The organism is Caulobacter sp. GW821-FHT09A05 (assembly GCF_059418465.1).
Genome location: NZ_JBWKPX010000006.1, coordinates 72,614 through 97,897 on the forward strand (window position 1 = coordinate 72,614; position 25,284 = coordinate 97,897).

At 68.3% G+C, this 25,284-nt stretch carries 19 protein-coding genes; 5 read left to right on the forward strand and 14 right to left on the reverse strand.

Translation table 11 applies throughout. The annotated features are described in order from the left end of the window. Positions 1 to 516 precede the first annotated feature (516 nt). The 3 genes from AC07NX_RS07835 to AC07NX_RS07845 form a co-directional block, all read right to left on the reverse strand. The gene (locus tag AC07NX_RS07835) at positions 517 to 2,535 is read right to left on the reverse strand and encodes an acyltransferase family protein (RefSeq protein ID WP_494640593.1); all 2,019 of its coding nucleotides are present in this window, start codon (positions 2,533 to 2,535) and stop codon (positions 517 to 519) included. Positions 2,536 to 2,701: 166 nt separating this feature from the next. Next, positions 2,702 to 3,772: a glycosyltransferase family 4 protein gene (locus AC07NX_RS07840; RefSeq protein WP_494640595.1), complete on the reverse strand. Its 1,071-nt coding sequence runs from the start codon at positions 3,770 to 3,772 to the stop codon at positions 2,702 to 2,704. A gap of 61 nt (positions 3,773 to 3,833) precedes the next feature. Next, positions 3,834 to 5,006 (reverse strand): acyltransferase family protein, encoded by a 1,173-nt coding sequence (locus AC07NX_RS07845; RefSeq protein WP_494640597.1) that lies wholly within the window; start codon positions 5,004 to 5,006, stop codon positions 3,834 to 3,836. 239 nt (positions 5,007 to 5,245) lie between these two features. On the opposite strand from AC07NX_RS07845, the gene AC07NX_RS07850 reads away from it, so the two are divergent. Together AC07NX_RS07850 and AC07NX_RS07855 are read left to right on the forward strand one after the other, a co-directional pair. Next, positions 5,246 to 6,007 carry a polysaccharide lyase family 20 protein gene (locus AC07NX_RS07850; RefSeq protein ID WP_494640599.1) on the forward strand — a complete coding sequence of 254 codons (762 nt, stop codon included), beginning with the start codon at positions 5,246 to 5,248 and terminating at the stop codon, positions 6,005 to 6,007. Between the two features lie 77 nt (positions 6,008 to 6,084). Then, positions 6,085 to 7,113 (forward strand): glycosyltransferase family 2 protein, encoded by a 1,029-nt coding sequence (locus AC07NX_RS07855; RefSeq protein WP_494640600.1) that lies wholly within the window; start codon positions 6,085 to 6,087, stop codon positions 7,111 to 7,113. A gap of 6 nt (positions 7,114 to 7,119) precedes the next feature. Here AC07NX_RS07855 and AC07NX_RS07860 read toward each other — a convergent pair whose 3' ends face one another. The 11 genes from AC07NX_RS07860 to AC07NX_RS07910 form a co-directional block, all read right to left on the reverse strand. Continuing rightward, positions 7,120 to 8,565: an oligosaccharide flippase family protein gene (locus AC07NX_RS07860; protein WP_494640602.1), complete on the reverse strand. Its 1,446-nt coding sequence runs from the start codon at positions 8,563 to 8,565 to the stop codon at positions 7,120 to 7,122. Positions 8,566 to 8,646: 81 nt separating this feature from the next. Continuing rightward, positions 8,647 to 10,593 carry an acyltransferase family protein gene (locus AC07NX_RS07865; RefSeq protein ID WP_494640604.1) on the reverse strand — a complete coding sequence of 649 codons (1,947 nt, stop codon included), beginning with the start codon at positions 10,591 to 10,593 and terminating at the stop codon, positions 8,647 to 8,649. Further along, complete coding sequence (locus AC07NX_RS07870) at positions 10,586 to 11,602, reverse strand: glycosyltransferase family 2 protein (RefSeq protein ID WP_494640606.1); 1,017 nt, start codon at positions 11,600 to 11,602, stop codon at positions 10,586 to 10,588. The genes AC07NX_RS07865 and AC07NX_RS07870 overlap by 8 nt, the downstream gene beginning before the upstream one ends. Then, positions 11,599 to 12,864, reverse strand: a complete 1,266-nt coding sequence (locus tag AC07NX_RS07875) for a hypothetical protein (RefSeq protein WP_494640608.1) — start codon at positions 12,862 to 12,864, stop codon at positions 11,599 to 11,601. Before AC07NX_RS07875 ends, AC07NX_RS07870 begins: the two co-directional genes overlap by 4 nt. 69 nt (positions 12,865 to 12,933) lie before the next feature. Next, positions 12,934 to 14,256, reverse strand: coding sequence for an O-antigen ligase family protein (locus AC07NX_RS07880; protein ID WP_494640610.1), 1,323 nt, complete (start codon positions 14,254 to 14,256; stop codon positions 12,934 to 12,936). A 47-nt stretch (positions 14,257 to 14,303) separates the two neighbouring features. Then, complete coding sequence (locus AC07NX_RS07885) at positions 14,304 to 15,440, reverse strand: glycosyltransferase family 4 protein (protein ID WP_494640612.1); 1,137 nt, start codon at positions 15,438 to 15,440, stop codon at positions 14,304 to 14,306. Continuing rightward, complete coding sequence (locus tag AC07NX_RS07890; protein ID WP_494640614.1) at positions 15,437 to 16,246, reverse strand: WecB/TagA/CpsF family glycosyltransferase; 810 nt, start codon at positions 16,244 to 16,246, stop codon at positions 15,437 to 15,439. The genes AC07NX_RS07885 and AC07NX_RS07890 overlap by 4 nt, the downstream gene beginning before the upstream one ends. Before the next feature lie 445 nt (positions 16,247 to 16,691). Then, complete coding sequence (locus AC07NX_RS07895; RefSeq protein WP_494640616.1) at positions 16,692 to 17,948, reverse strand: O-antigen ligase family protein; 1,257 nt, start codon at positions 17,946 to 17,948, stop codon at positions 16,692 to 16,694. A 107-nt stretch (positions 17,949 to 18,055) separates the two neighbouring features. Next, positions 18,056 to 19,396: an outer membrane beta-barrel protein gene (locus AC07NX_RS07900; protein ID WP_494640618.1), complete on the reverse strand. Its 1,341-nt coding sequence runs from the start codon at positions 19,394 to 19,396 to the stop codon at positions 18,056 to 18,058. Between the two features lie 31 nt (positions 19,397 to 19,427). Continuing rightward, positions 19,428 to 19,904: a hypothetical protein gene (locus tag AC07NX_RS07905; RefSeq protein ID WP_494640620.1), complete on the reverse strand. Its 477-nt coding sequence runs from the start codon at positions 19,902 to 19,904 to the stop codon at positions 19,428 to 19,430. Positions 19,905 to 20,095: 191 nt separating this feature from the next. After that, a complete protein-coding gene (locus tag AC07NX_RS07910; RefSeq protein ID WP_494640622.1) occupies positions 20,096 to 20,722 on the reverse strand; it encodes a hypothetical protein in 627 nt (208 codons plus the stop codon). 160 nt (positions 20,723 to 20,882) lie between these two features. On the opposite strand from AC07NX_RS07910, the gene AC07NX_RS07915 reads away from it, so the two are divergent. From AC07NX_RS07915 to AC07NX_RS07925, 3 genes are all read left to right on the forward strand, one after another. Then, entirely contained in the window at positions 20,883 to 21,473 is a 591-nt protein-coding gene (locus AC07NX_RS07915; protein WP_494640624.1) for a polysaccharide biosynthesis/export family protein, read from the forward strand. Positions 21,474 to 21,602: 129 nt separating this feature from the next. Further along, entirely contained in the window at positions 21,603 to 22,445 is an 843-nt protein-coding gene (locus AC07NX_RS07920) for a metallophosphoesterase family protein (RefSeq protein ID WP_494640626.1), read from the forward strand. A gap of 78 nt (positions 22,446 to 22,523) precedes the next feature. Next, entirely contained in the window at positions 22,524 to 24,953 is a 2,430-nt protein-coding gene (locus tag AC07NX_RS07925; RefSeq protein WP_494640875.1) for a putative bifunctional diguanylate cyclase/phosphodiesterase, read from the forward strand. Positions 24,954 to 25,284 lie beyond the last annotated feature (331 nt).

The following is a 25,284-nucleotide window of genomic DNA, read 5'->3' on the forward strand; positions in this document are numbered from 1 at the left end:
ACGAAGACGACCGAGGAGAACAGCCCGATATAGACCGATATGGCGTTGAGGTTGGCGTCGCGCCCCCAGGCGGCCGAGAACCAATAGACCTGTGACGCGGCGTAGATGGTCGCGACCACGCTCCACAAGACGATGCCGTACTGGCGGTAGACGATGCAGATGCCCGAGGCCAGGCCCAGGGCCAGAAGTTCGAGGGCCAGGGCGACCGTGCGGCCGTTGGGGCCCGCGTAGAAGCTGACCCGGCCCTGGTGCGCCACGAACGCGATCAGGAACGCCACCAGCGCGAGCATTGTCGCCAGCCTGGCCAGCCATGGCTTCGGTGTGGCGGTCGGTTGCACGAAATCGGCTTTGCTGGTCTTGGTGAAGGAAGATGCGGCGAACCCTTCCGCCCGCGCGGAACTGGTATCAGTGCGCGACAAATCGGGCAACATCAGGGAGCCTTCGCTTCAGCGCGGCCGCCATACAGTTCAGTTTGTTTGCGCCGCCGGGTAATCAATACATCAATCCACTCTAGACTTAGCGAGTACTGGCCGAGGTGGCCGGGGCGCGCAAGGTGAAACCTGCCGTCGCCGCGCCGGCGCCCGTCGCGGTCAGATGCTGGAAATCGAAATAGTAGAGGCTGTCGGGCGCGCCGTAGCGGCAGCCTTCCTTGCCGCATAGACGGGCCTTCGTGTCGAAGAAGGTCACGCCCGGGCGCGCGTCCGCCACCGAGCGCAGGACGGGGGTTGCGGGATCGTCGAACAGCTCGTCGCCGCGGGCGGCCAAGACGCCGGGCGTCCGCGAGAACAAGCGCTGCGCCGCCGCTCGCGCGGGAATCCTGTCGCCGACGATGCGGCTGTAGGGATCGAACCGGAAGGCGGGGACGTCGTCGACCAGGACCACGCGCCGCTTGGCCGCCGTCAGGCGCGCCACCGTGTCGTCCAGGGCGACGGCCAGCGGAACAGTCGCGCCCTGGCCGTCGGTCAGGACCATTTCCGAGGGCCAGTAGCTGGCCAGCACGATGACCTCGATCTCCGGATGCCGCTCGACATAGGCGAAGGCCTCCCGCTGGAAAGCCTGGCACTGCGCCAGGTGGCCCATGCGGCCGGGCACCTCGCGGGCGAAGCCCCACAGGGGTGGGCACGAGGACTTGGTGATCTGGCCGAAGCCGAAGCCCTCGCGCGCCGCCAGCGCCTTGAAACCGGGCGCGATCGCGCTGCCGTGGCTATCGCCCAGCACCAGGACGCGGGGGCCCGCCGAAGCCGGCAGGCAGGTCGCCGGATCCTGCGGCGACACGGCCCCGTAGGGCGCCAGGCAGGGATCGGCCCGGGCCTCGCTGACGGTCCGGGACATCTGACGCACCGCCGGCGAGAACCGGCCGGGCCAGCCGTCGGTCATGAAGAAGGCCAGGGCGGGAAGGGCGATCAGCATCGCGACGACCCCGTAGCGCGCCAGGATCGCCTTCTCCCCGAGGACGCGGCGGCGGAAGGGCTGTTCCACCCATCGCCAGGAGGCCACGGCCGGAATCAGGGACAGGGCCAGCAGCGCGACGGGGGGCAGGCCCTTGCCGTCGGGCGCCAGGATGCGGTTCAGGAAGAACAGCGGCCAGTGCCACAGATACCAGGAGTAGGAGATCCTGCCGATGAAGACGAACGGGCTCCAGGACAGGACCCGGCGATTGAACAGGCTGCCGGGCGTGGCGATCAGGATCGCCGTGGCGATCGTCGGGATCAGGGCGTACCAGCCCGGGAAGGCGTAGGCGGGCTGGTAGAGCGCCATGGCCGCCGCCAGGGCCGCCAAGGCGACGACCGCAACGAGGTCGGCGATCGGGCGCGGGATCGTCCAGGCGCTCGCCCGCCGTTCGGACAGCGCCAGGATCGCGCCCAGGCCCAGCTCCCAGGCGCGGGTCGGCAGGAGGTAGAAGGCCGCCTTGGGGTTCAGGTGCGTCAGCACGATCGAACCGGCGAACGAAATCAGGGTCCCCAGGATCAGGATCGGCATGAACAGCCGCGGCCTGATCCTCAGGCACAGCAGCACCAGGACCGGAAAGACGATGTAGAACTGCTCCTCGACGCCCAGCGACCAGCTCATCAGCAGCGGCAGGTGGTCGGAGGCAGGGTCGAAATAGCCGCCGGCGGTGTAGAACAGCACGTTGGAGGCGCCGAAGATGGCGGCGAAGGCCTCCTTGCCCAGCTCCCGCAGCTCGAGCGGCGTCAACAGCAACGCGCCCAGGCCGAACAGGACGACCAGGAGCGCGTAGAGGGCCGGCAGGATGCGCCGCACGCGCCGGGCGTAGAACAGCGAGAACCGGAATTCCCCCGCGACGGCTTCGCGGAAGACCTGGCCGCCGATCAGGTAGCCGGAGATGACGAAGAAGACGTCCACGCCGATGAAGCCGCCGAGCAGCCCGTGGAAGCCGGCGTGGAAGACCACCACGGCCAGCACCGCGATCGCCCGCAGGCCGTCGATGTCGGGCCGGTAGGCGCCGGTCCAGGCGGTCGGCGACCCGGCGGGCTCGGGCGAACGGGCGGCGTTGTGCGCGGCTTCCTGGATCATGCGGGTCCGGTTGTCTTCGTTCGGCCGGCGCGAGGCAAGGCGCGGGCGGCCTCGCGACGCCGATGCGACACGCACCGGACGATGGCGGGGCGGAAATCGCTCGCGCCCGCCCGCGTCTTGGGCGCAACCCCGCCCGCGCGGCGCCGGGCCTGGGCGGCGGACGCGGTCACAGCGACCTGTAGAGTTCGGCGAACCGCTCGGCGCAGGCCGCCACGGAAAAATGCGCCTCGAATCGCCGCAGCCCCGCCTGGCCGTAGGCGGCGCGGCGCTCCGGCGAAAGGATCAGGGCGGCCAAGGCCTGGGCCAGCTGCGCGGCGTCGTCGGGCTCGACCAGCAGGCCGGTCTCGCCGTCGAGGACCTGCTGGGGAATGCCGCCGATCCGGGTGGCCACGACAGGAAGGCCGCGGGCCATCGCCTCCAGGATCGCCACGGGCTGGTTCTCGGCGCGGGAGGGCAGGACCAGAAGGTCGGAGGCCCGCAGCACCTTGTCGGCGCCCGCCTCGTCCACCCAGCCCGGAAAGGTGATCCGATCGATCACGCCGGCGCGTTCGGCCTGGGCGCGCGCCGTCTCCAGGTCGCCGTTGCCGCCGATCGTGGCGGTGAAGGCCAGGCCATCGGCCTTCAGCCTGGCGAGGGCGTCGATCAAGACGTCCACGCCCTTGCGATGGCCCACCTCTCCCAGGAAGGCGATCGCCGGCGTGGCGTCCCCGACGCGCTCGGCGGGAAGGGCGGCCGGCACGCCGTTGGGAATCTCGACCACCTTGGCCGGCGGCAGCCGCAGCTCGGTCAGCATGAACCGTTTCCAGTGGTCGCCCAGGGCGACGACCGCGTCGGCCCGCGCGAAGAAGGCCCGCACCCCGGCCTGACGGCGGGCCGGCAGGTCGGCGTAGTACTGGTCGTAGCCGCTGCCGTGCAGGTGCAGGATCGTGCGCAGGCCAAGGGCCTTGGCCACGGCCTGGTAGAACTGTTTGCGCCAGGTCGATCCGCGGGGCGCGACATTGATGTGCGCGATGTCGATGCGTCCGGCCATGCATCCCACGGCGAAGACCGCCAGGGCGAGCGGGGCGGTAAGGTGCTTGAACACGGCCTGGTCGCTGTAGCGCGAGCGGTAGACGCGGGTCTGGATATCAGGGATGTGCGCCTGGATGTGGCGCGTCAGGTACGCCGTTACGCGCACGATCCCGCCGCGGCCCGAAAGACCTTCGGGGATGACGATCGCGACTCGTGTTTCTTTCACCGGGGCGTCCGTGCTCTGGGCGGGGCGTGTCTTCGGCGGGGAACGGGCGGAAACAGCTGGCCTATCCCTGGCTTTGCCCGGGCGGCTGCGGGGTCGTCAAGGCGAAGCCGGCGTTTGGGGCCAGGGGCGCGGCGGGCGGCGCGTCCTTCGTCACGATTTGGGGCTCGCTTCGACGGCCGAGGGCGGACAGGCGCTTGAGCAGCCACTTTTCGACGGTCAGGTGGAGGAACAGGGCCGTCGCGACGGCCGAGACCGCCAGGACCACGAACATGGCTTCAGGCGACAAGGGCAGGCGCTTCAGAAGGCGCAGGGCCAGGGAGGCCAACGGCTGGTGGATCAGGTAGAGCACGTAGGACGAGCCGCCGGCCGCCTTCCAGAAGCCGGCGGCGGGCACGGTCCACCTGGCCTCCAGCCGGACCAGCCCGCTGATCAGCGCCGCCGCGCTCAGCAGCAGGCCGATCGCGCCGAACGGACCCAGGACGTCGACGTGGTGCGACACCCCCCGGCCGAACGTCCATTCGATCCCGCACAGCAGCAGCATCAGGCCGCCGCCCAGGCCGATCAGCGGCCAGGGCCGCGCGGCGCCCGGCGCGCCGGCGTTGGCCGCCACGATCATGCCCAGGCCGAAGCCCAGGTTCAGCGTGCTGGCGACCACCGACCAGGATCCCATCCAGGGCACCGTATCCACGCCCGCGGCCAGGGCGTAGAGGCCGGCGGCGATGCTGATCGCGATCCAGACGCCGATGGCCCAGAACGCCTTGGGGCCGAACCACAGGGCCAGGGCGAACAGGGCGTAGAACACCATTTCGTGCCGCAGGGTCCAGGAGATCGACAGGATGGCGTCGGCGTGGGGCAGCAGCAGCAAGTCCGCCGCCACGCCCAGCGGCGTCAGTTCGCGTTGGCCGGCCATCGACGGGCTGATCAGGAAAGCCAGCAGCATGGCCAGGGAAACGGCCAGGAACATCGGAAACAGGCGCACGGCCCGTTTCACGACGAACCGCCCGAGCGCGCCGGCCTGTCCCAAATCGGCCCGATGGACGTGATAGATGATGAAGCCGCTGAGCACGAAAAAGTAGGGAACGCCGACGTGACCAGGCCGGAAGGCGTCGCCGAAGACGGTCACGCCACGGAAGTCCGCGATCACGCTGGTATAGTGGAACAGCATGACCCCCAGGGCGGCGAAGAAGCGCCCAGCCTCCAGGGAAATCAGTTTGTTGCCGTCGGATCGCGCCATTATAGATCTCTGTCCCTTATCCAAGCTTGGCAGTGATTGCCTGTTTGGCCGGCGATGGTCGTTTTTAAGATCGTATATGCCAAAGTCGTGCGTTGTAGTGTCTAGCGGCGGTTTAGACGGAGTTCCGATAGGGACAGTTCACGCCCCTTTTCAGGCGAGGCCCCATGTCTGATTTCAAGACTCATGCCGCCGGGCGAAAGCCGCCACGCCGATGGATCGCATTGATTTTGGGCGGGAGCTTGGCCCTGGGTTCGATCGTGGCGGCGGCGGCGATGTCCACCCAGGAGGGGCGAGGCGTCGTGGTCGAGGCGGCCGACGCGCTCAAGTCCGTGCCGCGTCACCTGCGCACCGAGAGCAACCCCGAACTGATCCAGGCCGAAAATCCGCGCTTCCAGGTGCAGAACGCCGGCCAGCCGTGGAACTACGCCGTCAAGGGCGCGTCGGCCCGCTTCGAGGTTCGCCCCGGCGACAGCCTGCCAGGCGACGGCAAGGTCAAGGAGCGTTCGGAGATCGCGACCTCCCTGCGGATGAAGCCGGGCCGGCCCTACGAGGTCGCCTTCGGCCTGATGATCGAACCGGGACCGCCGAACACAGCCGGCTGGATGACCCTCAGCCAGATCCAGTCGACGCCCGACCCCGGCGAGCCGGGGCACAGCCCGCCCTTCGCGATCGAGATGGTCGGCGAACGCATGCGGGTCATCACGCGTGACGATCCCAACCGCGTCGCCAGCCGCGAGACCACCACTTACCACGCCCACTATACCGACAGCCGGCCGATCAGGCGCGGCCACTGGTATCGGATGCTCATCAGGGTGAAGTTTGGTCCGGCCGGCGACGGCTTCCTTCAGGTCTTTCGCGACGGTCGGCAGCTGGTCGACTATCGTGGCCCGCTGGGCTTCGACGACATCATCGGTCCGTACTGGAAGGAAGGCGTCTACCGGGAGTCCGCCAGGGAATCTTTCGCCGCCAATTTCAGGAATTTGAGCATCAAGCCCCTCTAGGCGCGCGCTTGGTGTAGGTTCGGCGAGGCCGCATCGGTGGCGACGAGGTGGACGATCCAGATGACGGTGGGATTCGCGTGACGCAAGGCCAAGCCAATCCCCGGGCCGCCGCGATCATTCTCAATTGGCGGGCGCCCGTCGACACCGTCCAGTGCGCGCTGAGCGTGGCGCGGCTGGACCACGAGAACCTGGACATTATCGTCTGCGACAACGCCTCCGGCGACGGCTCCTTCGAGGCGATCCAGTCCGGCCTGGCCGAACAGCTGCCGGCGATCAACCAGGAGCGCCTCGCCCGCGGGATGAGGGCCTTCGTCCTGGACGCGCCGGAAGCCTCGGCCTCGCCCGCGTCGCCGCGCGGCGACGACGCGACCCGTCGGCTCTGGGTGGTGCAGACCGGCCGCAACGGCGGCTATGCGGCGGGCAACAACGTCGGCGTCCGCCTGGCCCTGGCCGAACCCGACGTCGACTATGTTTGGATCCTCAACAATGACACCCTGGTGGAGCGCGACGCCCTGGCCAGGCTGCTGGAGCGCATGGCGCAGGATCCCGCGATCGGCATCTGCGGCGCCAAGGTAGTCTATCTGGAAAAGCCCGGCGTCGTGCAGTCGCTGGGCGGCGGGCGTTTCCTGCGCGGTCGCGCCCGCTGCGAGCTGCTCGGCAAGGGAACCTCGGCGGACGCCCCGGTCGACGCCGCCGCGATCGAGGCCCAGCTCAGCTACATCAACGGCGCGGCGGCCCTGGTGCGGCGAACCCTGATCGAGACCGTCGGCTACATGGACGAGGACTACTTCCTGTACTGGGAGGAGATCGACTGGGCCGTTCGGGCCGCCGGTCGCTTCCGCCTGGGCTATTGCGACGCCGCCAGGGTCTATCACCGGGTCGGCATGTCGATCGGGACCAGCGACGAGGGCCGCTCCTCGATGCTGTCGGACTTCTACCTGACCCGAAGCAAGTTTCGTTTCCTGCGGCGGCACTTTCCGGGACTGGTGGTCCTGGCCCTGCCGAACCTGGTGCGGGCGGTGATCCGCGAGCTGCGCGCCGGCCGGCGGGAGCGGGCCCGGAACCTGCTCGTCGCCGCGGCGGGCGGGCGCTATTCGCCAGGCTGAGCGAGGTCAGGCGCGCGAGCGCGCGAACCGGCGCTTCAGGCGACGCCCCTCCTCCACCAAGGGATGGCGGCACAGCACGAGGGTCACGGCCCAGAGCACCATGCCCAGCGCGACGGCGGCGGCCACCTGCCACAGCGGCACGGCCGGATCGCCGCGGACGGCCAGCATCAACGCGCCGGCCGGCGCGATCGCCGCCAGGGCCAGCAGAAGGGACCGACCGTAGATCGGGACGACGTCGGCGGTCGTGGTCTCGGTCAGGCGCGCCAGGGGCGGGCGGTACATCAGGATGGCCGTCGCCGCGTCCGCCAGGCGCGCCGCCGCCGCGCCCAGGAGACCGCCGAAGAACGCGCCGCCGGTGAAGTAGGCCAGGCTCAATCCCGCGCGGCGGTACTCGATCTTGACCTGCAGCTTGGTTTCGTCGCGGATGACGAACACCTCCCAGGTCATGGTCACGCAGGTCAGCAGCACGCCGGCCAGGGCCAGCATCGAAAGCAGCGGCGCGGCGCCAGTCCATTTGGGGCCGTAGAGCAGGTGCACCAGCGGTCCGGACAGCACGGCTATGCCCGCGAAGGCGGGCCAGAGCAGGGCGGTCATGTTGGCCAGGACGCCCAGATAGGCCTGGCGCAGCGAGCCGGCCTTGCGCTGCTGCTCGGCCAGGTCGGCGAAGACCACCTTGGTGAAGACCGTGTGGATGTTGTCCCAGATCACGCTGTGCAGCGAGGCGGCGCGCGAGAAGAGGCCCAGGGCGCTCAGGCCCAGGATGCGCCCCAGGATCAGTTCGCCCAGACGGGTCGACAGCGTGTTGACCCCGCCGATCGCCACCATCCGCAGGCCGAAGGTCATCACCGTTCTCCAGCGCGCCAGGCTCAGGCGTAGCGCGAAGTGGCGGAAGCCGAAGACATTGACGATCGCCACGGCCGTGATCGCGCCCGCCAGGTTTCCCCAAGCCATGCTCATGTAGCTGTGGCCGGCCAGCACGCCCAGGATCGTGACGCCCGACGCCACGGCCGCCTTGCCGGCCGAGGCCATGGCGATCTTGGAGAACTGGAGTTCGCGCTGCAGCAGGCCCGATGGGCGCAGCTCGAAGATGCTGACCAGCGGCGCGACGGCGATCAGCGCCATGACCGACCCCACGCCCGGCTCGGAATAGACGCGGGCGGCGACAAAACTGGCGGCGTAGACCAGGGCGGCCAGCACGGCGTTCAGCGCCGCATTGACCGTGAAGACGGTGTCGACCAGCGCCCCGTCCAGCTCCGGCTCGCGCACCAGCAGGCTCAGCAGGCTGAAGGTCTGCAAGGTGGCCAGAAGGCCGTTCGTGGACAGGGCCACGGCGTAGACCCCCACCTCGTAGGGCGAGAGCAGACGGGTGACGACGATCTGGGTGCCGAACTGCAGGCCGAAGAACAGGATCTGAGCCCCGGCGCTCCAGATCAGATTGCGCCTAATGGACATCGGACAGGGGCTCCGGTCGCGCGCCGCCGCCAGCGGACGTCATCAAGCCGTGATTAGGGCGATCGCGGCGCGCCGTCGAGGTCATCGGGCCTGGTTCCGGACCCGGTCGCCCAGATCCATGCGCCGCGCGACGATACGCGACCCCGATTGGCTGAAATGATCGTTGTCGAGATAGAGCGAGCGGCCGGCGTCCTCGACCTGGCATCGCTCGGCGTCGCAGAGGACATCGTCGAAACCGACGACCGGAACGACGCCGCGTCGTTTCACCTCCGCCAGGAACCTCAGCACCGCCGCGCGCCGCCGCGCGTACTCGCTGCGGTCGATGGCGCAACTGGCGGCCGGAAACACCGACCACAGCCCGGCGTGCAGCCGATCCACGCAGCGGCCAATATTGTACGGCGCCGAAGGCGGCGGCGCGACCAGCACCACGCGCTTGCCCTGGCGGCGCAGCGCCTCGACGGTGCGGGCGAGGCCGGCCAGCAGCCGCGTGTCGTCCTGGGGAAACTCTTCCAGCCCTCCCGGTGTCCGGGCCAGCACGCGCCAGTCCCCGTCCTCGGCGCCGCGCACGTACTGGGTCAGGGCGCTGGAGAGGACCACCGTGTCGATCTCGGGGCGTCGGGCCAGGTCCTCGAGCACCTGGCGGTTGAAGCGCATGCAGCTCTCCGCCCAGGCGGGGTGATAGAGCGCGCCGTTGATGGGCGCCATGTCGAGGAACGGTCCGCAGACGGTGCGGGTCGCCTGGGCCACGCCGCCGGGCGTGGTCTCGGCCAGGCCGCCGACCAGGTGCATGCCGAACGAGTCGCCCCAGACCAGGGTCCGGGCGTGGGGCGCGCTCTGGCAGGCGGGTTCGCGCCGGAAGTCGTCCTTGAACGCGCAGCGGGCGTCCAGGCCGACGTTCCACTCGCGGTCCGCCAGGCTCGGGTGTGACGCATGGCGCGCCCACAGCATCGAGGCGCCGACGACCACGACAGGGATGGCGATTAGGATGGCGATGGCGCGTCCGTCGACCTTGAACCGGCGCAGCGGTTGCTCGACCAGCCGGTACTGGACCTCGGTCAGGACCAGGGTAAGGACGACCAGCAGAGCGTTGATGATCCAGGGCGCGGGACCGACGAAGACATTGTTCGCGAAGGCGAACAGCGGCCAGTGCACGAGATAGAGTGAGTACGAGCGGTCGCCGATCGGGATCAACGGCGCCAGCGCCCGCGCCGGCCGGACGATCTGGCCGCTGACCAACAGGTTGGCAGTCGCCAGGCACGCCAATCCGGCGGCCAGACCGGGATGTCCGTGCTCGTCGAAGACGAAGGGAATGATCAGCAAGGTCAGCAAGCATAGCGGCCGAAGCCAGAGGCCGACTTTGTCCAGGCTGACGCCGCGCCGGACGATCATCGCGGCCACCGAGCCCAGGCCCAGCTCCCAGGCGCGGGTCGGCATGAAATAGAACGCCGCCGACGGGCTGCGCTGGACGGCGTAGAGACAGAGCGCGGCGCTGGCGGCCGTCAGCAGGATCCCGGCCCACGGGCGCAGCCGCCGCGGACAGATCACCGTCAACAGCGGCAGGATCAGGTAGTACTGCTCCTCGATGGCCAGGGACCACATGTGGAGCAGGGGCTTGAGGGCCGCGCCGCTATCGAAATAGTCGATCTGCCGCCACAGGACGACGTTGGTGGTGAAGGTGAACGATCCGGCCAGCTGCTGGACGAACTTCGCGTACTCGAACGGGTCCAGCAGGAAAGGGGCGACGGCGGCCGTGGCGACCAGGGTCGCGTAGCTGGCCGGCAGCAGGCGGCGGACCCGCCGCGCGTAGAAGTCGCGGAAGCTGAACCGTTCGGCCTCGGCTTCACCCTCGATGATCCGCATCATCAGGTAGCCGGAAATGACAAAGAAGATGTCGACGCCCAGGAAGCCGCCCGGCAGGTAGATCAGGTGGGCGTGGTCCACCACGACGAGCAGGATGGCCAGGGCCCGCAGCGCCTGGATGTCGGGACGAATGATCGAAGGCGGATGGGCCGCGGTTTGGCTAGTCATGCCGGCTGGCGGGCTGGGCCAGGGTGACGGCCTGGAGCGCCTGAGCCGGCGCGACCCGTCGCCGGAAGAAGCCGGTGATCAGGCTCCAGGCGCCGGCGTTCCAGGCGACCAGCGAATAGAGCCCCAGGCTGGGCGATCCGCGTCGCCAGCTCAGCAGCGCCAGTGGTCCCAGCAGCAGCACGACGAAAACCGCGGCGCGTCCGGCCAGCGGCAGGGGAACGACCAGGCACGCGAGCAGCAGCGCCCACCAGGCCATCACCGCCAGGCTGTTGCGGATGTGGCCCAGGCGGCGGAGCACGAGCGGCAGGTGTGGGCGGCCCAGCGCCCCGCGCAGCACCTCGCCGGCCGCGCCCGCATAGCCCGACTTCAACCGTCGCCAGAGCATGCGGTAGCCCTCGGTCTGGTGGCCGTAGTGATCGACGGCGGGATGGTCGATCCGCGCCAGCTTCCATCCCCGCGCGCTCAGGCGGGCGGCCAGCTCGAACTCCTCGAAGGCGTGCAGGTTGCGATCGGCGAAATGGCCGACCTGGCGGACGGCCGCGACCCGGTAGAGGCCGCCGCAGTCGAGTCGGTCGACCAGGCCGGGCCGCCAGTTGCGGTCGTTGTTCACGGCGGTGGCCCGGATCTGGAACTCATGGCCCTCGACGTTCATCTCGCGGACCAGGCCGCCGACCGCCGCTAGATCCGGATTGGCCTCCAGGTGCGCGATGGCGGCGGGCAGGAAGCCGGGATCCAGCACCATGTCGCCGTCCAGCAGATAGAAATAGTCGCCGTCCGCCTGCTGGAAGGCCAGCTGCGCGCCGGCCCCGCAGGAGCGCTCGGACGGATCGGCCAGCTGGACGATGCGCACGGGCAGGGTCGAAGCGATCTCCACGGTTCTGTCGGTCGAGCCGGAATCGGCCAGGACCACCTCGCCGCCGAACGGCTCGGCCGCGCGCAGGGCGCTGGTCAGCGCCTCGGCGATGCGCCGTTCCTCGTTCAGGGCCTTGACGCCGATGGTCAGCTTCATGGTTGGAGCTCCGCCAAGGCGACCGCCCGTTCGGTCCCGCTTCGCCAGCGCGCGGTCTCGCGCCAGATCCATAGCGCGAAGACCGCCTCGCCCAGGAGCACGCCGACCAGGGAATAGAGCGGGCCGCCCAGGATCAGCAGCACCAGGACCCCGACCAGGGAAACGCCGCACGAGATCATGCTGGCGTGGGCCAGGGGCCTGAACTGGCCGGCGGCCTGCAGCAGGACGCTCTCGGCCGTCCGCGCCGTGCGCACGCCGGCGATGGCCAGCCACAGCAGGGTTCCGATCATCAGGTAGGTTCTGTCGTAGCTCTTCGGGAACAGCACGGTCGGTCCATAGCGCATCAGCGCCAGCGCCGCGACGACCGTGGCCGCCCAGGCCGCGATCAGCATGATCCGGAAGAACCGCATGGTGGCCAGCGCCTCGCGTCCGTGGTCCCGCGCCAGCTGGCGGGCCATCTGGGGGCGCTCGAATTCGGTCAGGGCGTTGGTGACCACGCTGATCGGCCGCATCAGCAGGGCGCTGGCGGCCAGCGGGGCGAAGGCGGTCGCGCCGCTGATCAGGGTGACGATATAGGCGTGGGCGTTGGCGGTGGCCTCGGTGGTCAGCACGCCGGTCAGCGACCAGCCCGAATGCTCGCGCCAGACCCGCGCGTAGGAAACCAGCGCCTTGAGCGAGAGCTCGCCGAACTGCTGCTTCAGGTACCGGGGGCCGAACGGCGCCAGGCTCAGCGCGGCCCCGGCCAGCAGGCTGGCATAGGCCGGCGCGGCCGAGGTGGCGTGGGTGACGGCCACCAGGCCGACGCCGCCCAGCAGGACGAGGGTGTAGATGATGTCGGACGTCATGGTCCGCCACGGCCCGCCCGTGGCGTAGGCGTAGGCCCGCGCGAACCAGCGGAGGAGCATCGCCATCGCATAGGCGGCGAAGAGCAGGCTGGCGGCCGGATCGGCGCGCAGGATCATCCCCAGCGCCGCGAAGATCGCGAGGGCGACCACCGCCAGGACCAGATTGGTCGACATCAGGCACCGGCGCATCGGGCCGTCGCGCGTCTCGTCGCCCGTCAGCAGGATCGGCATGGGCGCGCAGAACAGCGCGCTCCACAGGCCCAGGCTGAACTGCGAGGCCACCAGCAGAAACGAGAAGGCCCCGAAAGCGCCGGGATCCAGCACATGCAGCAGCTGCACGGACACCACGAACTGGGCGCCGGCGCTGCCGACCGGACCGATGGACGCCATCCCGTAGCGCACGGTCTTGGCGACCATGCGCGCCAGCGGTGATGGCTCCGGTCGCGACGATGCGGGATCAGGGGCGGGCATGGGCGTCGGCTTGGATCAGGCGCGGGCCGTCGACCTGCGGCGTGAGGACGACTTTTCGCGCTGTTCCGGCGACGACGCGCGCACCGGCTTGGACGACCGGCGGGTGACCACGCCGGTCAGGGCGATGGTGAACATCAGGAAGACCTCGATGATCGTGTCGCGCTCCAACAGGCTGGACTCCGTCATGTTGTGGCCGGCGCAGAACACCAGCATGGCCACCAGCAGGGCCAGCTGGGACCGTCCCGCGACACTGCTGCTCAGCAGCCTGGCGGCGGGCGCGATGATCGTGGCGACGACCGCCAGGACCAGGCCCGGCACGCCGACCTGGACCAGCAGATCGATATAGCCGTTATGGCCGTTGCCCAGCTCGCTGACCCAGTTCTTGGTGTACTGATAGACCGGGCTGTTTTCGCCGATGTTCCAGAACGAACCGTAGCCGGAACCGGTGAACGGGTGGTCCTTGGCGTAGTTGAACAGGTACGGCCAGATCTCTCCTCGGCCGGTCAGCGCGTCCTTGCGCTGGAACGGGCCAAGCATTTCATCCCACCATTTGAGCGAGCTCATCATGGCGATGATGCTGCCGATGAGCAGGACCGGGATCAGCGCGATCCGGTATTTCGGCTTGAATCGCAGGGCGATCGCGCCCGAGATCAGGGCCGTGACGAGCATGCCCATCGACGTTTTCGACTGGGTGCGGAACAGGTAGTAGGCGGTGGCCACGATGATGGCCAGCCGCAGCGCCAGCCACATGCGTTGGCCGCCGAAGGTGAAGATCAGGATGGTCATGGCGCAGATGGCGCCGGTGAAGTTCTTTTGCGGGAGCAGGCCGCGCCAATCGCCGACCAGGCCCTTGTCCATCGAGTCGGCCAGGCTGTGCACGGCCGACGGCGAGACCGCGATCGCGACGTAGTTGGCGACCAGAAGGGCGGTCAGGAAGATCATCAGGACCTTGATCGTCCGGTCATAGCCGCAGTCGTCGACCACCAGGAAGATCGTCCAGATGATCATCGTGGTCAGCAGCAGGCGGCGAAAGCTGATCATGGGATCGATCGCCCAGGTCAGGCTCAGCCAGCACCAGCCGATCGCCAACATCAACGTCATCGGCACGATCAGCAGCTTTCGCCACTGCTGGAGGATGCCGACCGCCCACAGGGTGGCGGCGAAGAGGATGGCGTAGGTCACTTGTCGGAAGACGTTGCCGCTGCCGGTGTTTTGACCGCCGCTGGTGATGATCGGGGCGACGACCATCAGGGTCAGCAACACGAACAGGATATAGGCCGCCGGAATCAGGAACGGCCGGGGGCCTGTCCTGCGTCGACGCTCGCCGGTTTCCGTCATGTCACGCCCTCTTGTTGCGGCTGAGGTTTCGATGGTGCTGGCCATGCTCAGGCCATGAGCTGTTCGTAAGACGTAATCATGGCGTCGTAGGTCGCCGCCGCGCCCAGGGCGGTGGCCCGCGCGGCGGTGGCGGCGTAGTGAGCCGGATCGTCCAGCAGCCGCAGGATCTCGCGCGCCAGCGCCCGGTCGTCGTGCACGCCCACCACCACGCCGCAAAGCGCGCCATCGGGGGTGGTGACGCCCTCGACCTGGACCTGCGCGTCGGAGACCACCAGGGGCATGCCCAGCCTGGCGGCTTCGATCAGGGCCAGGCTATGGCCTTCGAACAGGCTGGGCTGAACAAAGACGTCGCCGCCGGCCAGAATCTCCAGAGTCTCGGTGCGGGGATGGAAGCCGAGGAATTGCACGCGATCGGCCACGCCGAGTTCGATGGCCAGCGCCTTGAGGGCGGGCCCTTCGGATCCGTCGCCGACGATGCGCACCACCACGTCCGGCATGTGGGCGGCGGCGCGGATGAGAACCGGATAGTTCTTCTGCTCGGCCAGGCGGCCGATGGCGACGACCTGCCGCGCGGTGCGCCTTCCCTGGCGCGCCTTGGCCAGGCGCGCGATCCTCGCCTCGACATCGGGCGGCAGGGCGTTCTTGATCGTCGTCAACTTGCCGCGATAGGTCGCCGACTTGCCCCGGTGCGTTCGCCGCACCGCCTCGGACACCCCGACAATGTGGGCGACGGCGGCGAGGGATCCCGTCAGGCCGTCGATGAGGTTCAGGGCGCGATTGTACGTGTCGGACGGCGAATGGTGAGAGATGACCACGCGGACCGGACGACGGGCCAGGGTGGCGGCGACCGGCGCCAGGACATTGGCGGCCGGCAGGGCCGTGAATACGATGTCGGCCTCGAACCGATCGAAGAGGCGCGCCAGGTCGCGGACCAGGGCCAGCTTGGCGCCGAGCGAGGCGGGCCTCTCGGGCACGGCGTAGGTCCAGGTGGCCGGAGGCGCGACGTCCTGGGGGGGCATGTCTCCGGGGTAGAGCGCCGCCAGCATGACTTGATGGCCACGCGCGCGCAGGCCCTCCGCCAGATTGGCCCAGATCTCCTGGGCGCCGCCGGAGGTCGAATGCGAGACCAGGAACACGATCCTGCGGGCGCCGGAAGAGGCGTTTTCGGTAGGCCTTGCGGTCACGGCGTCTTGGCGTCCCTCAGGGGCGGCGCGCTGTCGGTGGTCTGGGTCGCCAGATAAAAGAGCGCCGGCAGATTGGTTCTGAAATATCGCCCGCCCAGCCGCAAGGGCTCATTGATCGTCCGGTGCAGCCACTCCAGGCCGATGATCTGCATCCATCGGGGCGCACGTTTGAACTTGCCGGAATAGTGGTCGAACATCCCGCCGCAAGTCCGGATCCAGCCGATGCCCGAAAGGCGTTCGCGATTCCTGTGGGCGAAGGCTTCCTGCAACGGGCTGCCCAGCCCGACCCACATCACGTCCGTCTTCAGGGCCACGACCTCCGCGCAGATCCCCGCCTCGTCCTCCTGGGTGAAGTAGCCGTTACGGACGCCCACGATCTCCAAGCCGGGGTAGAGCGCCCGGAAGTGTTGCGCGGCCTTCTCGGCGACGCCGGGCTTGGCGCCGAGAAAATAGAACTTCAGACCCTCGCGCGAGGCCACCTCCGCGGCGTCGTTGATGAAGTCCGTGGTGGCCACGCGTTCGCGCAAGGGTTCGGCGCAGAGCAGCTGGGTGGCCATCACCAACGGCATGCCGTCGGCGTCGACAATGTCGGCCTCCAGGATCAGGTTGCGAAACTCGACGCTTCGATGGAAGTCGGCGATGACCGCGCCGTTCGACGAGACGACGACGCGTGGATAGCCCTTCCGTCCCGCCCGCGCCGCCCGGATGTCTTCCAGCATTACGGCCGCGAGTTCCGCGCGAGTCAGGCGCGTCGTGGGCACTCCACCCACCAGAAGAGTGCGCAACGCCCCCGACCTATCTGGCATGCAGTTCGCCAATCCTGAACAGACTCAACGCCATGGCCTCGGTCGATATCCTTTGCGTCCGCTCGACGGCCGCATTTTCTGTCCGGATTACGGCTCTGACGCGACATCGCGAAGACAGAGCGGGTGAAATCAAAAGGCTTGCGAGACCAGCGCTCCTGAGACGGCGTCGCCGGATCTACATGTCCGAAAGGCGGCCCCATACACAAGCGTATCGTGTCGTTTTTCAAATGTCCTTGTGATCTCGATCAATTTTTTCCCACCTCGTAACGCCTGACGCGCTTGGAGCGCGCTAGCTGGACCTTGGTTGCATTTCCAAGTTCAAGACTTCGGCCGAGTCCGAAGGTGCTCTACGTTATTGGCGTCAGGTTTGAAAATCGGCGTCCGTCAAAAGCCTAGATCTGCAAAATCAACCTTGCCAGTCAATGGTTAAGCCTTAGCTGTGAAACTAGCTTCGCCATTGGGTGAATGCGAACTGCAGGCCTAGCAGAAAGGCCCAGAACGCTGCGATGGAGGGGACCTGCAACGCGTAGTCGGTGGTCCCGTGTAGCAGGACCACCGCGCTGGAGGCCACCAGCCCCCGCGCCAGGGTCTTGCCGGAACGCATCTTCGAAACATGAAGGGCGGAGATCGCCGTTATCGTGGCCACCAGGGCGAACATGGGCAGGGTTCCAGCGACGCCGGCCTCCTCGAGCCACTGGATGTAGACGTTGTGAGCGGCCCGGATCGACCACAGGACCGAATAGTTCTCGGTGGTCAGGGCTCGGCCGTTGATGTCATCGAACGATCCCAGCCCATGTCCGAAGATTGGCGAGGCCAGGAACGCGTTCCAGTGGGTCGAGAAGATCAGGCCGCGGATCGTGGCGTCGGAATCCAGGTCGTCCACGCGGGTCCACATGGGGATCGATGCGCCGCCGACCACCGCCAGCGCCGCCGCCGCCAGGGCGAGGTCGCGCGGACGAACGGCTATGCGAATCTTGCGCTGCGAAGCCAGATCCCAGACCAGCAGGATCAGGATCGACATGGCCGTGGCGGCCAGACCCATACGGGAAGCGGTCAGGACCAGACAGATCGCGATGAAGAGCAGGCCTCCGGCGGGCGTCGCGAGCTTGCGCAGCCGGTCCCTTTGATCCAGCCGGGCTGTCCGTCGCGACTGCCGGAGGAGGAAGGCGGTGGTGATGACCGCCAGCATGCCGAAGACGGTGGCGCCGCTGTTGGCGCTCAGGAAGCCTCCGGAGAGACGGCCCCGCACCTGCAGGCCGGCCAGGAAGAAGGCGATCGACAGGGCGGCGTAGACGCCGCCGAGCAGGACGATCCATTCGATGGTCGTGCGGGCGCGTTCACCGCGCGCGCCGTGAACGCAGCCCACGCCGAAAATACAGGCCAGGCCGCAGAGCTTGACCATCTCCAGCCACGTTGCCGATCGGTTGATCGAAAGGACCCCGGGAAGCCCTGCCAGCTTCCACACGGAGGCTGAAGCCTGCGAGGCCGGCCAGTAGAGCGTCACGAGGGCGACGGCCAGGACGGTCGCGAACAGCCCCAGCAGAGGCCAGACGAATCCCAGTTCGGCCAGTTCGTCCCGGACCCGCGGCCGGGACAGCACGACGCAAAGCGCCAAGGCCAGCGCCAGGGAGAAGCCCTGGGCCATGACCGTCTGGTTCGCGCCCGCCGCCAGATGGGTCAGGTAGAGCGCGCCGGGCGCCACGGCCAGGGCCAGCCTCCGCCACCGTGTCTCCGCGGAGGCGCGCGCGCGCGGAGCCAGAAGGCGCCGGTGGCGACGCCGCGCTTGCCGGGAGGCCATGGCGAGGTCGGCTAGAACTGGGTCGTCAGCGAAAGGGTGACCCGGTTGACCGTATAGTTGGGGCCGCTGCTGGTCCCGTCGGACGACTGCTTGGTGCGATAGTAGCGCACGGTGAGGCCGAGATTGCGGTTGACCAGATAGTTGCCGCCGAGCCCGAACTCGGTCCGGTCGTCTTCCCGGTCGATGCCGTTGTAGTCGTCGTTCGCGTGCTTGAGGCTGGCGCTCAGGATCACGTTGCGCAGCAGCTCGTGGTCGACGCTCAGGCCGAAGTCGGTGGACAGATAGCCGCCCGCGCCGATGACGCCGGCGTCCTCGATGCCCCGCGAGGCCGTGGCCGTCACGGTGGTGAGTTCGGTCGGGAACCACTCCACCTGGGTGCGCGAGCCGAAGCCGTGGATGTCGTTGTAGGCGGCGTTGTCGAACGACTGGCTGATGTAGCCGACGGCCACCTCGCCGCGGATGACCGCGCCCAGCTCGAAGTTGACGCCGGTCAGCAATTCGTAGCCGGTCGAGTCGCGCGACGGCGTGGCGACGGTGCCGGTGTCGTAGTTGCGCTTGTTCCCCGTGCCCGCGACAAAGATCGCGGTCGCGGGGCTGAGGGCGTAATCCACGCGGCCTTGCAGGCTGCTGTTGATGCGATCGCGAGCATCCTGATCGATGACGTTGCCGTTCAGGTCGGCGCCGTCCTTGTAGTCGTAGGACTGGACGTCGGCGCGCACCGTCAGCTTGGTGTGGCCGACGATCCGGCTGGTCGACAGATAGGCTTGCGCCTGATCGTACTTGATCGGGTCGCGCGCCGAGACCGCCGTGTTCGACGAGGTGCGCGGCTCGATCGCCTTGATGTAGTCCGTGCCCACCGCGATGTTGAAATCGCGCAGGACGTCGACGCGACCGGTGCCGCCGACGCTCCAGTTGTCGGCGTTCTCGGAGTGGTACTTCTCGTTGCGGATGAAGTCGCCGCGGACATAGGCGTTCAGCTGGTGCCGCGACCAGTTCGAGTTGAGCGTCGCCGACGGCCGGGCGTGGAAGGCCCAGTCGCTGACCGGCCCGGTCTCGACGGCGAAGACGTTGTCGCTGTATTCGTTGTCGAGCTGAAGCCGGGGGAACAGCGAGAACGTGCCGATCGACGTGCCGATCGCTTCGTATTCCGGGTGCGGACGGTCGAGGACCGCGACGCTGCGATCGCGCGCGAACAGATCGGTGGTGCGGGCCTGGGCCGAATCGAGCGCCTGGCCAAACGACGTCGTCGGACAGGCGCTCGCCGCGACGGCGAGAATGAAGCAGGCCTTGGCGGCGTTCATCTTGATGTCGGTCGCCCGCATGCGGCCAAGCCCCTCGTTCCGTTCAGTCACTTTGCACCCTTGATCAGATTCTTGTCGGCCGTTAGGCCGCGCGGTAGTCCGAACCGCCGCCGCCGCCCGTTGCGCCCGGAGCCGAGATCGGCGGGCCGCCGGCAGGGCCGATCGCGCCGGGACCTTCCTGCACCTTGATGGCGGCCTGGACCTTGGCCAGCACCTCGGCGATGGCGGCGGCGATCGCGGGAGTCAGGGTTCCCGCGGCCTGCATGTTGGTCTGGGTAAGCTGCAATGCGCTCACGGCCGTGAGCGGCTCGACACCGCTGGTGGCGATGGTCTGCTCCAGGGCCGTCACGATGACCGCCTGGGTCGCATCGGCCGGCAGCGACCTCGACTTGGCGCTCGCTTCCGCGGCCTGGGCCGCGATAGCCAGGGCCGACGCCAGAGGGCCGGGGTCCGGCGTCGGCGCTTGGGCGACGGCGATAAGCGGTGAAGCCGCCAGGCTCATCACCGCGCTGGCGGCCATCGCACGCATCGCGATGGCCACGAATGTGTTTCTGTTCATTCCAAATCCCCCTCACCGCGAAGCTCAGTTCGCGGCTCATCAGCCCACCAGCAAAGGCGGCGCCAATCCTCTCTCGATAGCGGTAAGCCCGACTGCCGCAAAACGTGTAAAACTTACGGTTTGGGCGTTTACTATAACTTGAAAACCGACGCAACATCCATGAGTAAGTAGAGAACGCCAAGAATAATCAGCTATTCTGCCGCTTTTGCGAGCATCCCGTGATCCCTCAGCGCATCGTTGTGACCTGAGCGTTCGACCAAGGCGGCCGCCCAACGCCCGGCTGGATTGTGGATGGCGCGGACAATATCGGGGCCGCCACTGTGATAGCGGGCGAAATTCCTCATTTCACCCACCGCCCGGGCCCTCAAGGCGGGTGTCATTTCGGGCCAGTGTTCGAATATGAAACGCAGGCGCCAGCGCGTGGCGTCCGGACCGAGCGGCGCGGCCTGGTAGGATTTGTCGATATAGTCGAGGGCCTGGGCGTCCAGGGTCCGGGTCCCGAGCTGTCGCACATAGGCGCGTCGCAGCCAGGCGTTCGCCGCGGCCGGCGCCTGGGCCAGGGCGGCCTGGCTTTCCCGATCGGCCCGGACGGTCTGGGGGTACTGCGCGGAAAGCGCCCGGTCGGCGCGCATCTCGTGGACGGGCGCCAGATCCGGGTCGATCGCGTCCGGCCATATGAGTCCGGCGGTGGTGATCGCCGCACCGCTCGCGGCCGCAATCGCCAGGGTGGCGATCGCGGTCGTTTTCAATGTCCTGGGCGTTATCCGCGCCATTCTCGCCTCGTAATCGGTCGATGCGCGGGCATCTGCATCGCGCAATATTGCTACTCTATTATGATCGTACGCTCGCGGCGGCGAGCAATTCATGTCGCGGGCGCGACCATGTAGCCCAGCCCCTTGCTAAAGTCGGGCCCGTCTGCTTTTGAACAAGCTATCGCCACACCGCTATGGTTTCGACGGTCGGAAAGAGGATTTCGATATGCGGCACTTCTTGCGTCTCTGCGCCATGAGCCTGGTTCTGGCCTTCGGAGGCGTCGCCTGCGCCCAGACGCCCGCTGCCCCGACGGCCGCTCCGGCCGCCGCCAGCTCCGACGCCACCGTCCGCGCCGTGCCGGAGTATCGGCTGGGCGTCGCGGACAAGGTGCGTGTCAACGTCTTCGGCGAAGAGGCCCTTACCGGTGAGTTCCTGGTCGGCGGCGGCGGCAAGGTCTCCCTGCCCCTGATCGGCGAGGTGCAGGCGGCCGGCCTGACGATCTCGCAGTTCCAGGAAGAGATCAGCAACGAGCTGCGCAAGGGCTATATCAAGGAGCCGCGCGTCAGCGCCGAAGTCCTGAACTATCGCCCCTTCTATATCCTGGGCGAGGTGAACAAGCCCGGCGAGTATCCGTACACCAACAACCTCAGCGTCCTGAACGCGGTGGCCACGGCCGAAGGCTTTACCTATCGCGCGAACAAGCGCGTGGTCTTCATCAAGCGCGCGGAGGATCAGGCCGAGCAGTCCTATCCGCTGACGCCGCTGACGAAGGTCGCGCCCGGCGACACCATCCGGATCGGCGAGCGTTATTTCTAGGCTCAGGTTTTCGGCATTTGAACTTTGGATCGTTACCCTTGCTCCGCACCAACCTCCCGTTCCGTCGCGCGCCCAGGCGCCTGTCGGGACGGGAGCGTCTCGATGGGGTCATGACGGATTGGATGGGGGATGATCGGTAACTGGTTAGCACGTCGGAAGGCGTCCAGCGCCGGACCGACGGCCAGCGTGCCGCCGGACACGCTGGTGTGGACGGTCGGCGACATCCACGGGCGGCTCGACCTCCTGCGCCCGCTGCTCAGCGCCGTCCTGGAAGACTTTGGTCGCGGCGCCCAGGCGCGGAAGGTGCTGATCTTCCTAGGCGACTATGTGGACCGGGGCCCCGATTCCAAGGGCGTGATCGACCTGCTGTGCCGTCTTGCCGACGACGGCCCGGTCGAAACCATCTTCCTGCGCGGCAACCACGAAGACCGGATGGCGGCCTTCCTCGAGAATCCCGGCATCGGGCCGACATGGTGCGACTATGGGGGCCGCGAGGCGCTCCGGTCGTACGGCGTGACGGCGCCGACCGATCGCGACGACAATGACGCGTGGGCCGCCGCCTCGGCCGACCTCAACACCGCCCTCAGCGACCGGCACCGGGCCTTCCTTCGCGGCCTGAAGTTCAGCGTCAGCGTCGGAGACTATTTCTTCGTGCACGCCGGCGCGCGGCCTGGCGTGCCGCTGGACCAGCAGTCCAAGCACGACATGATGTGGATCCGGCAGACCTTCCTGGACGATAGCCGGGCCTTCGAGAAGATCGTCGTGCACGGCCACACGCCGACCGACGACATCCAGTCGGATCATCGCCGGATCGGCCTGGACACGGGCGCCTACGCCACGGGCGTGCTGACCGCCGTGCGCCTGGAAGGCGCCGAACGCGCGGCGCTGCAGACCGCCATGACGGGCTCGGGCGTCGAGCTCTGGCGCAGCGAGGTCGAGACGATCAAGGGCGCGAAGCGCTCAGCGCGGTAGCGACGCGCCCGCCCGGGCCGGCCGAAACCCTTTTTTTGCATCTTGTCCGCTACAGGTGGCCGGTAATCCCCGGGGGGCCTGCGCTTGCTGAAGGTTTTGACCTGCCTGACGACGGAGCACGACCTGCGCCTGGTGGTGGTCGCCGGCCTGATCTGCTTCGCCGCCTGCTTCACGGCGTTTCGCCTCTATTCCCGGATGCGCGGCGCCAAGGGCGTGGTGCGGGCCGCCTGGCTGCTGCTGACCGGGCTGGTCTCCGGATCGGGCGTGTGGGCCACCCACTTCATCGCCATGGTCGCCTATGATCCTGGCCTGAAGACCGGCTACAGCCCGTCGGGCACCTTGCTGTCGCTGATGATCGCGGTGCTGTTCATGGCCGGCGGCTTCGCCGTGGCCTCGGCCCAGCGCACGCGCACCAACGACTTCGCCGGCGGCCTGATCCTCGGCATGGGCGTGGCCGCCATGCACTATACGGGCATGTCCGCCTTCGTGACCCAGGGCTTCGTGCAGTGGGAGCAGGCGACGATCGCCGCTTCCGTGCTGGCCGGCGTCGTCGGCGCGGTGGGCGCCCTGCAACTGGCGGGACGCGCGCACACCCTGCTCAAGCAGCTGGGCGGCGGCCTCGTCCTGACGCTTGGGATCTGCGCCCTGCACTTCATCGGCATGAGCGCGATCACCATCGTCCCCGACCCGTCGATCAACGTGCCCGACCAGTTGTTGTCGGGCGGCGTCCTGACCCTGGCCGTGAGTTCGATCACCGGCATGATCATCCTGGGCGGCCTGGGCGCGGTGGCCATCGAATCCTCGACCAGCCGTTCGGCCCTGGACCGCATCCGCCGCCTGGCCAACGCCGCCTACGAGGGCATCGTCGTGGTCCAGGACGGCCGCATCAACGACGCCAACGCCGCGTTCTGCGAGCTGGCCGGGGTCGAGCTGGACGCGCTGTTGCTCATGCCGCTGTCGGGTCTGCTGACCTTCGACACCGAGGCCCCCACCCGCGAGGGCGTGCGGCGCGAAGGCGTGCTGCAGCCCGCCGACGGCGGCCGCGCGATACCGGTCGAGGTGTTCTCGCGCCTGATGGACGACGGCGCCCGCTCGGAGACCTCCGGCCTGACGGTGCTGGCCGTCCGCGACCTGCGCGAGCGCCGCTCGGCCGAGGAGAAGATCCGGTACCTGGCCGAGCATGACGGCCTGACCGGCCTGGCCAACCGCAATTCCCTGCAGGCGCGGCTGGCCGCGGTCCTGGATCGCGTCGAGGCCTCGGGCGAGAGCCTGTCGCTGATCTGCATCGACCTGGATCACTTCAAGGAAGCCAACGACCTGCATGGCCATCTGGCGGGCGACGCCCTGCTGGTCGAGACGGCCCGCCGCCTGCAGGACAGCCTGGTCGCTCCGTCCTTCGCCGCCCGCCTCGGAGGCGACGAGTTCATCGTCGTCCAGGTGGCGGCCGGCGACCAGCCCGCCGCCGCCGCCGAGCTGGCCGGCCGACTGCTGGAGGTCCTGTCGGTTCCGGCCACGTACGAAGGCCAGGGCCTAGCCATGGGCGCCAGCCTGGGCGTCTCGCTGTTCCCCGATGACGGGCGCACGGCCGAGGCGTTGCTGGCCAACGCCGACATGGCCCTGTACCGCGCCAAGGAAGGCGGCCGCGGCGCCTATCGCTTCTTTAAGCGCGAGATGGACGAGTCGATCCGCGAGCGTCGGGCTCTGGCGCGCGAGCTGCGCCAGGCGATCCAGGACGAGGCGCTGATCGTCCACTACCAGCCGCTGGCCAAGGCGGCCGATGGCGAGGTCTGCGGCTTCGAGGCCCTGGTGCGCTGGAACCATCCGGTGCGCGGCATGGTCCCGCCGCTGGAATTCATCCCGATCGCCGAGGAGAACGGCCTGATCGCTCAGTTGGGCGAGTGGGTCCTGCGCCAGGCCTGCGCCGACGCGGCCAGCTGGGAACGGCCGTTGCGCATCGCGGTGAACCTGTCTCCGCTACAGCTGAACCAGCCGAACCTGCCCGCCCTGGTGCACGAGATTCTGATCCAGACCGGCCTGTCGCCCAAGCGGCTGGAGCTCGAGGTCACCGAGAGCGCCCTGTTCAAGGACTATCAGCGCGCGCTCGACAACCTGCGCCGCCTGAAGGCCCTGGGCGTGCGGATCGCCATGGACGACTTCGGCACGGGCTTCTCGTCGCTTTCGACCCTGCAGTCGTTCCCGTTCGACAAGATCAAGATCGACAAGAGCTTCGTCGAGAACATCCACCGTCACGACCGCGCGACAGTGATCGTGCGCGCCGTGCTGGGCCTCGGCCGGAGCCTGGACATTCCTTGCGTGGCCGAGGGGGTGGAGACCCAGGAGCAGATCGACTTCCTGCGTGGCGAGGACTGCGCCGAGCTGCAGGGCTATGCGATCGGACGGCCTGCCGCGGTCGATACGCTTTCCGCCTGGACCCTGGCGAGCGAGGCCGCGGCGATCCCTTCCGCGGCCGCGGCGGACAAGAAGATGCAGAAGCGGAAACGCGCCTGATCCCGCGCGCCTGACCTGGAGGTCGGTCTTAGGCCGGCCTTGCGCGTGCGAGCCTGATGGCGGCCGTGGGCTTTGGCCGGTTACCGGCTCATGGCGATGAAGCCGAAGATCACCGCGGCCCACACCGCCAGGCTGAAGGCGGCGCAAAGGAGCAGGGGCCATCGAATCCTGTACCGGGGCGGCGTGCGCCGGGTCGCGCGCAGAAACGGAGTGCTGTGCGTTTGAACGTTCGAGGGACCGAACTTCATTGCGTTTCCTCCCGCGCCCGGCCTTGATCGAGGGTCTCGGCCCCGTCCTGCCGTGTACGCCTATGGATAAGATGCTCAGTTGA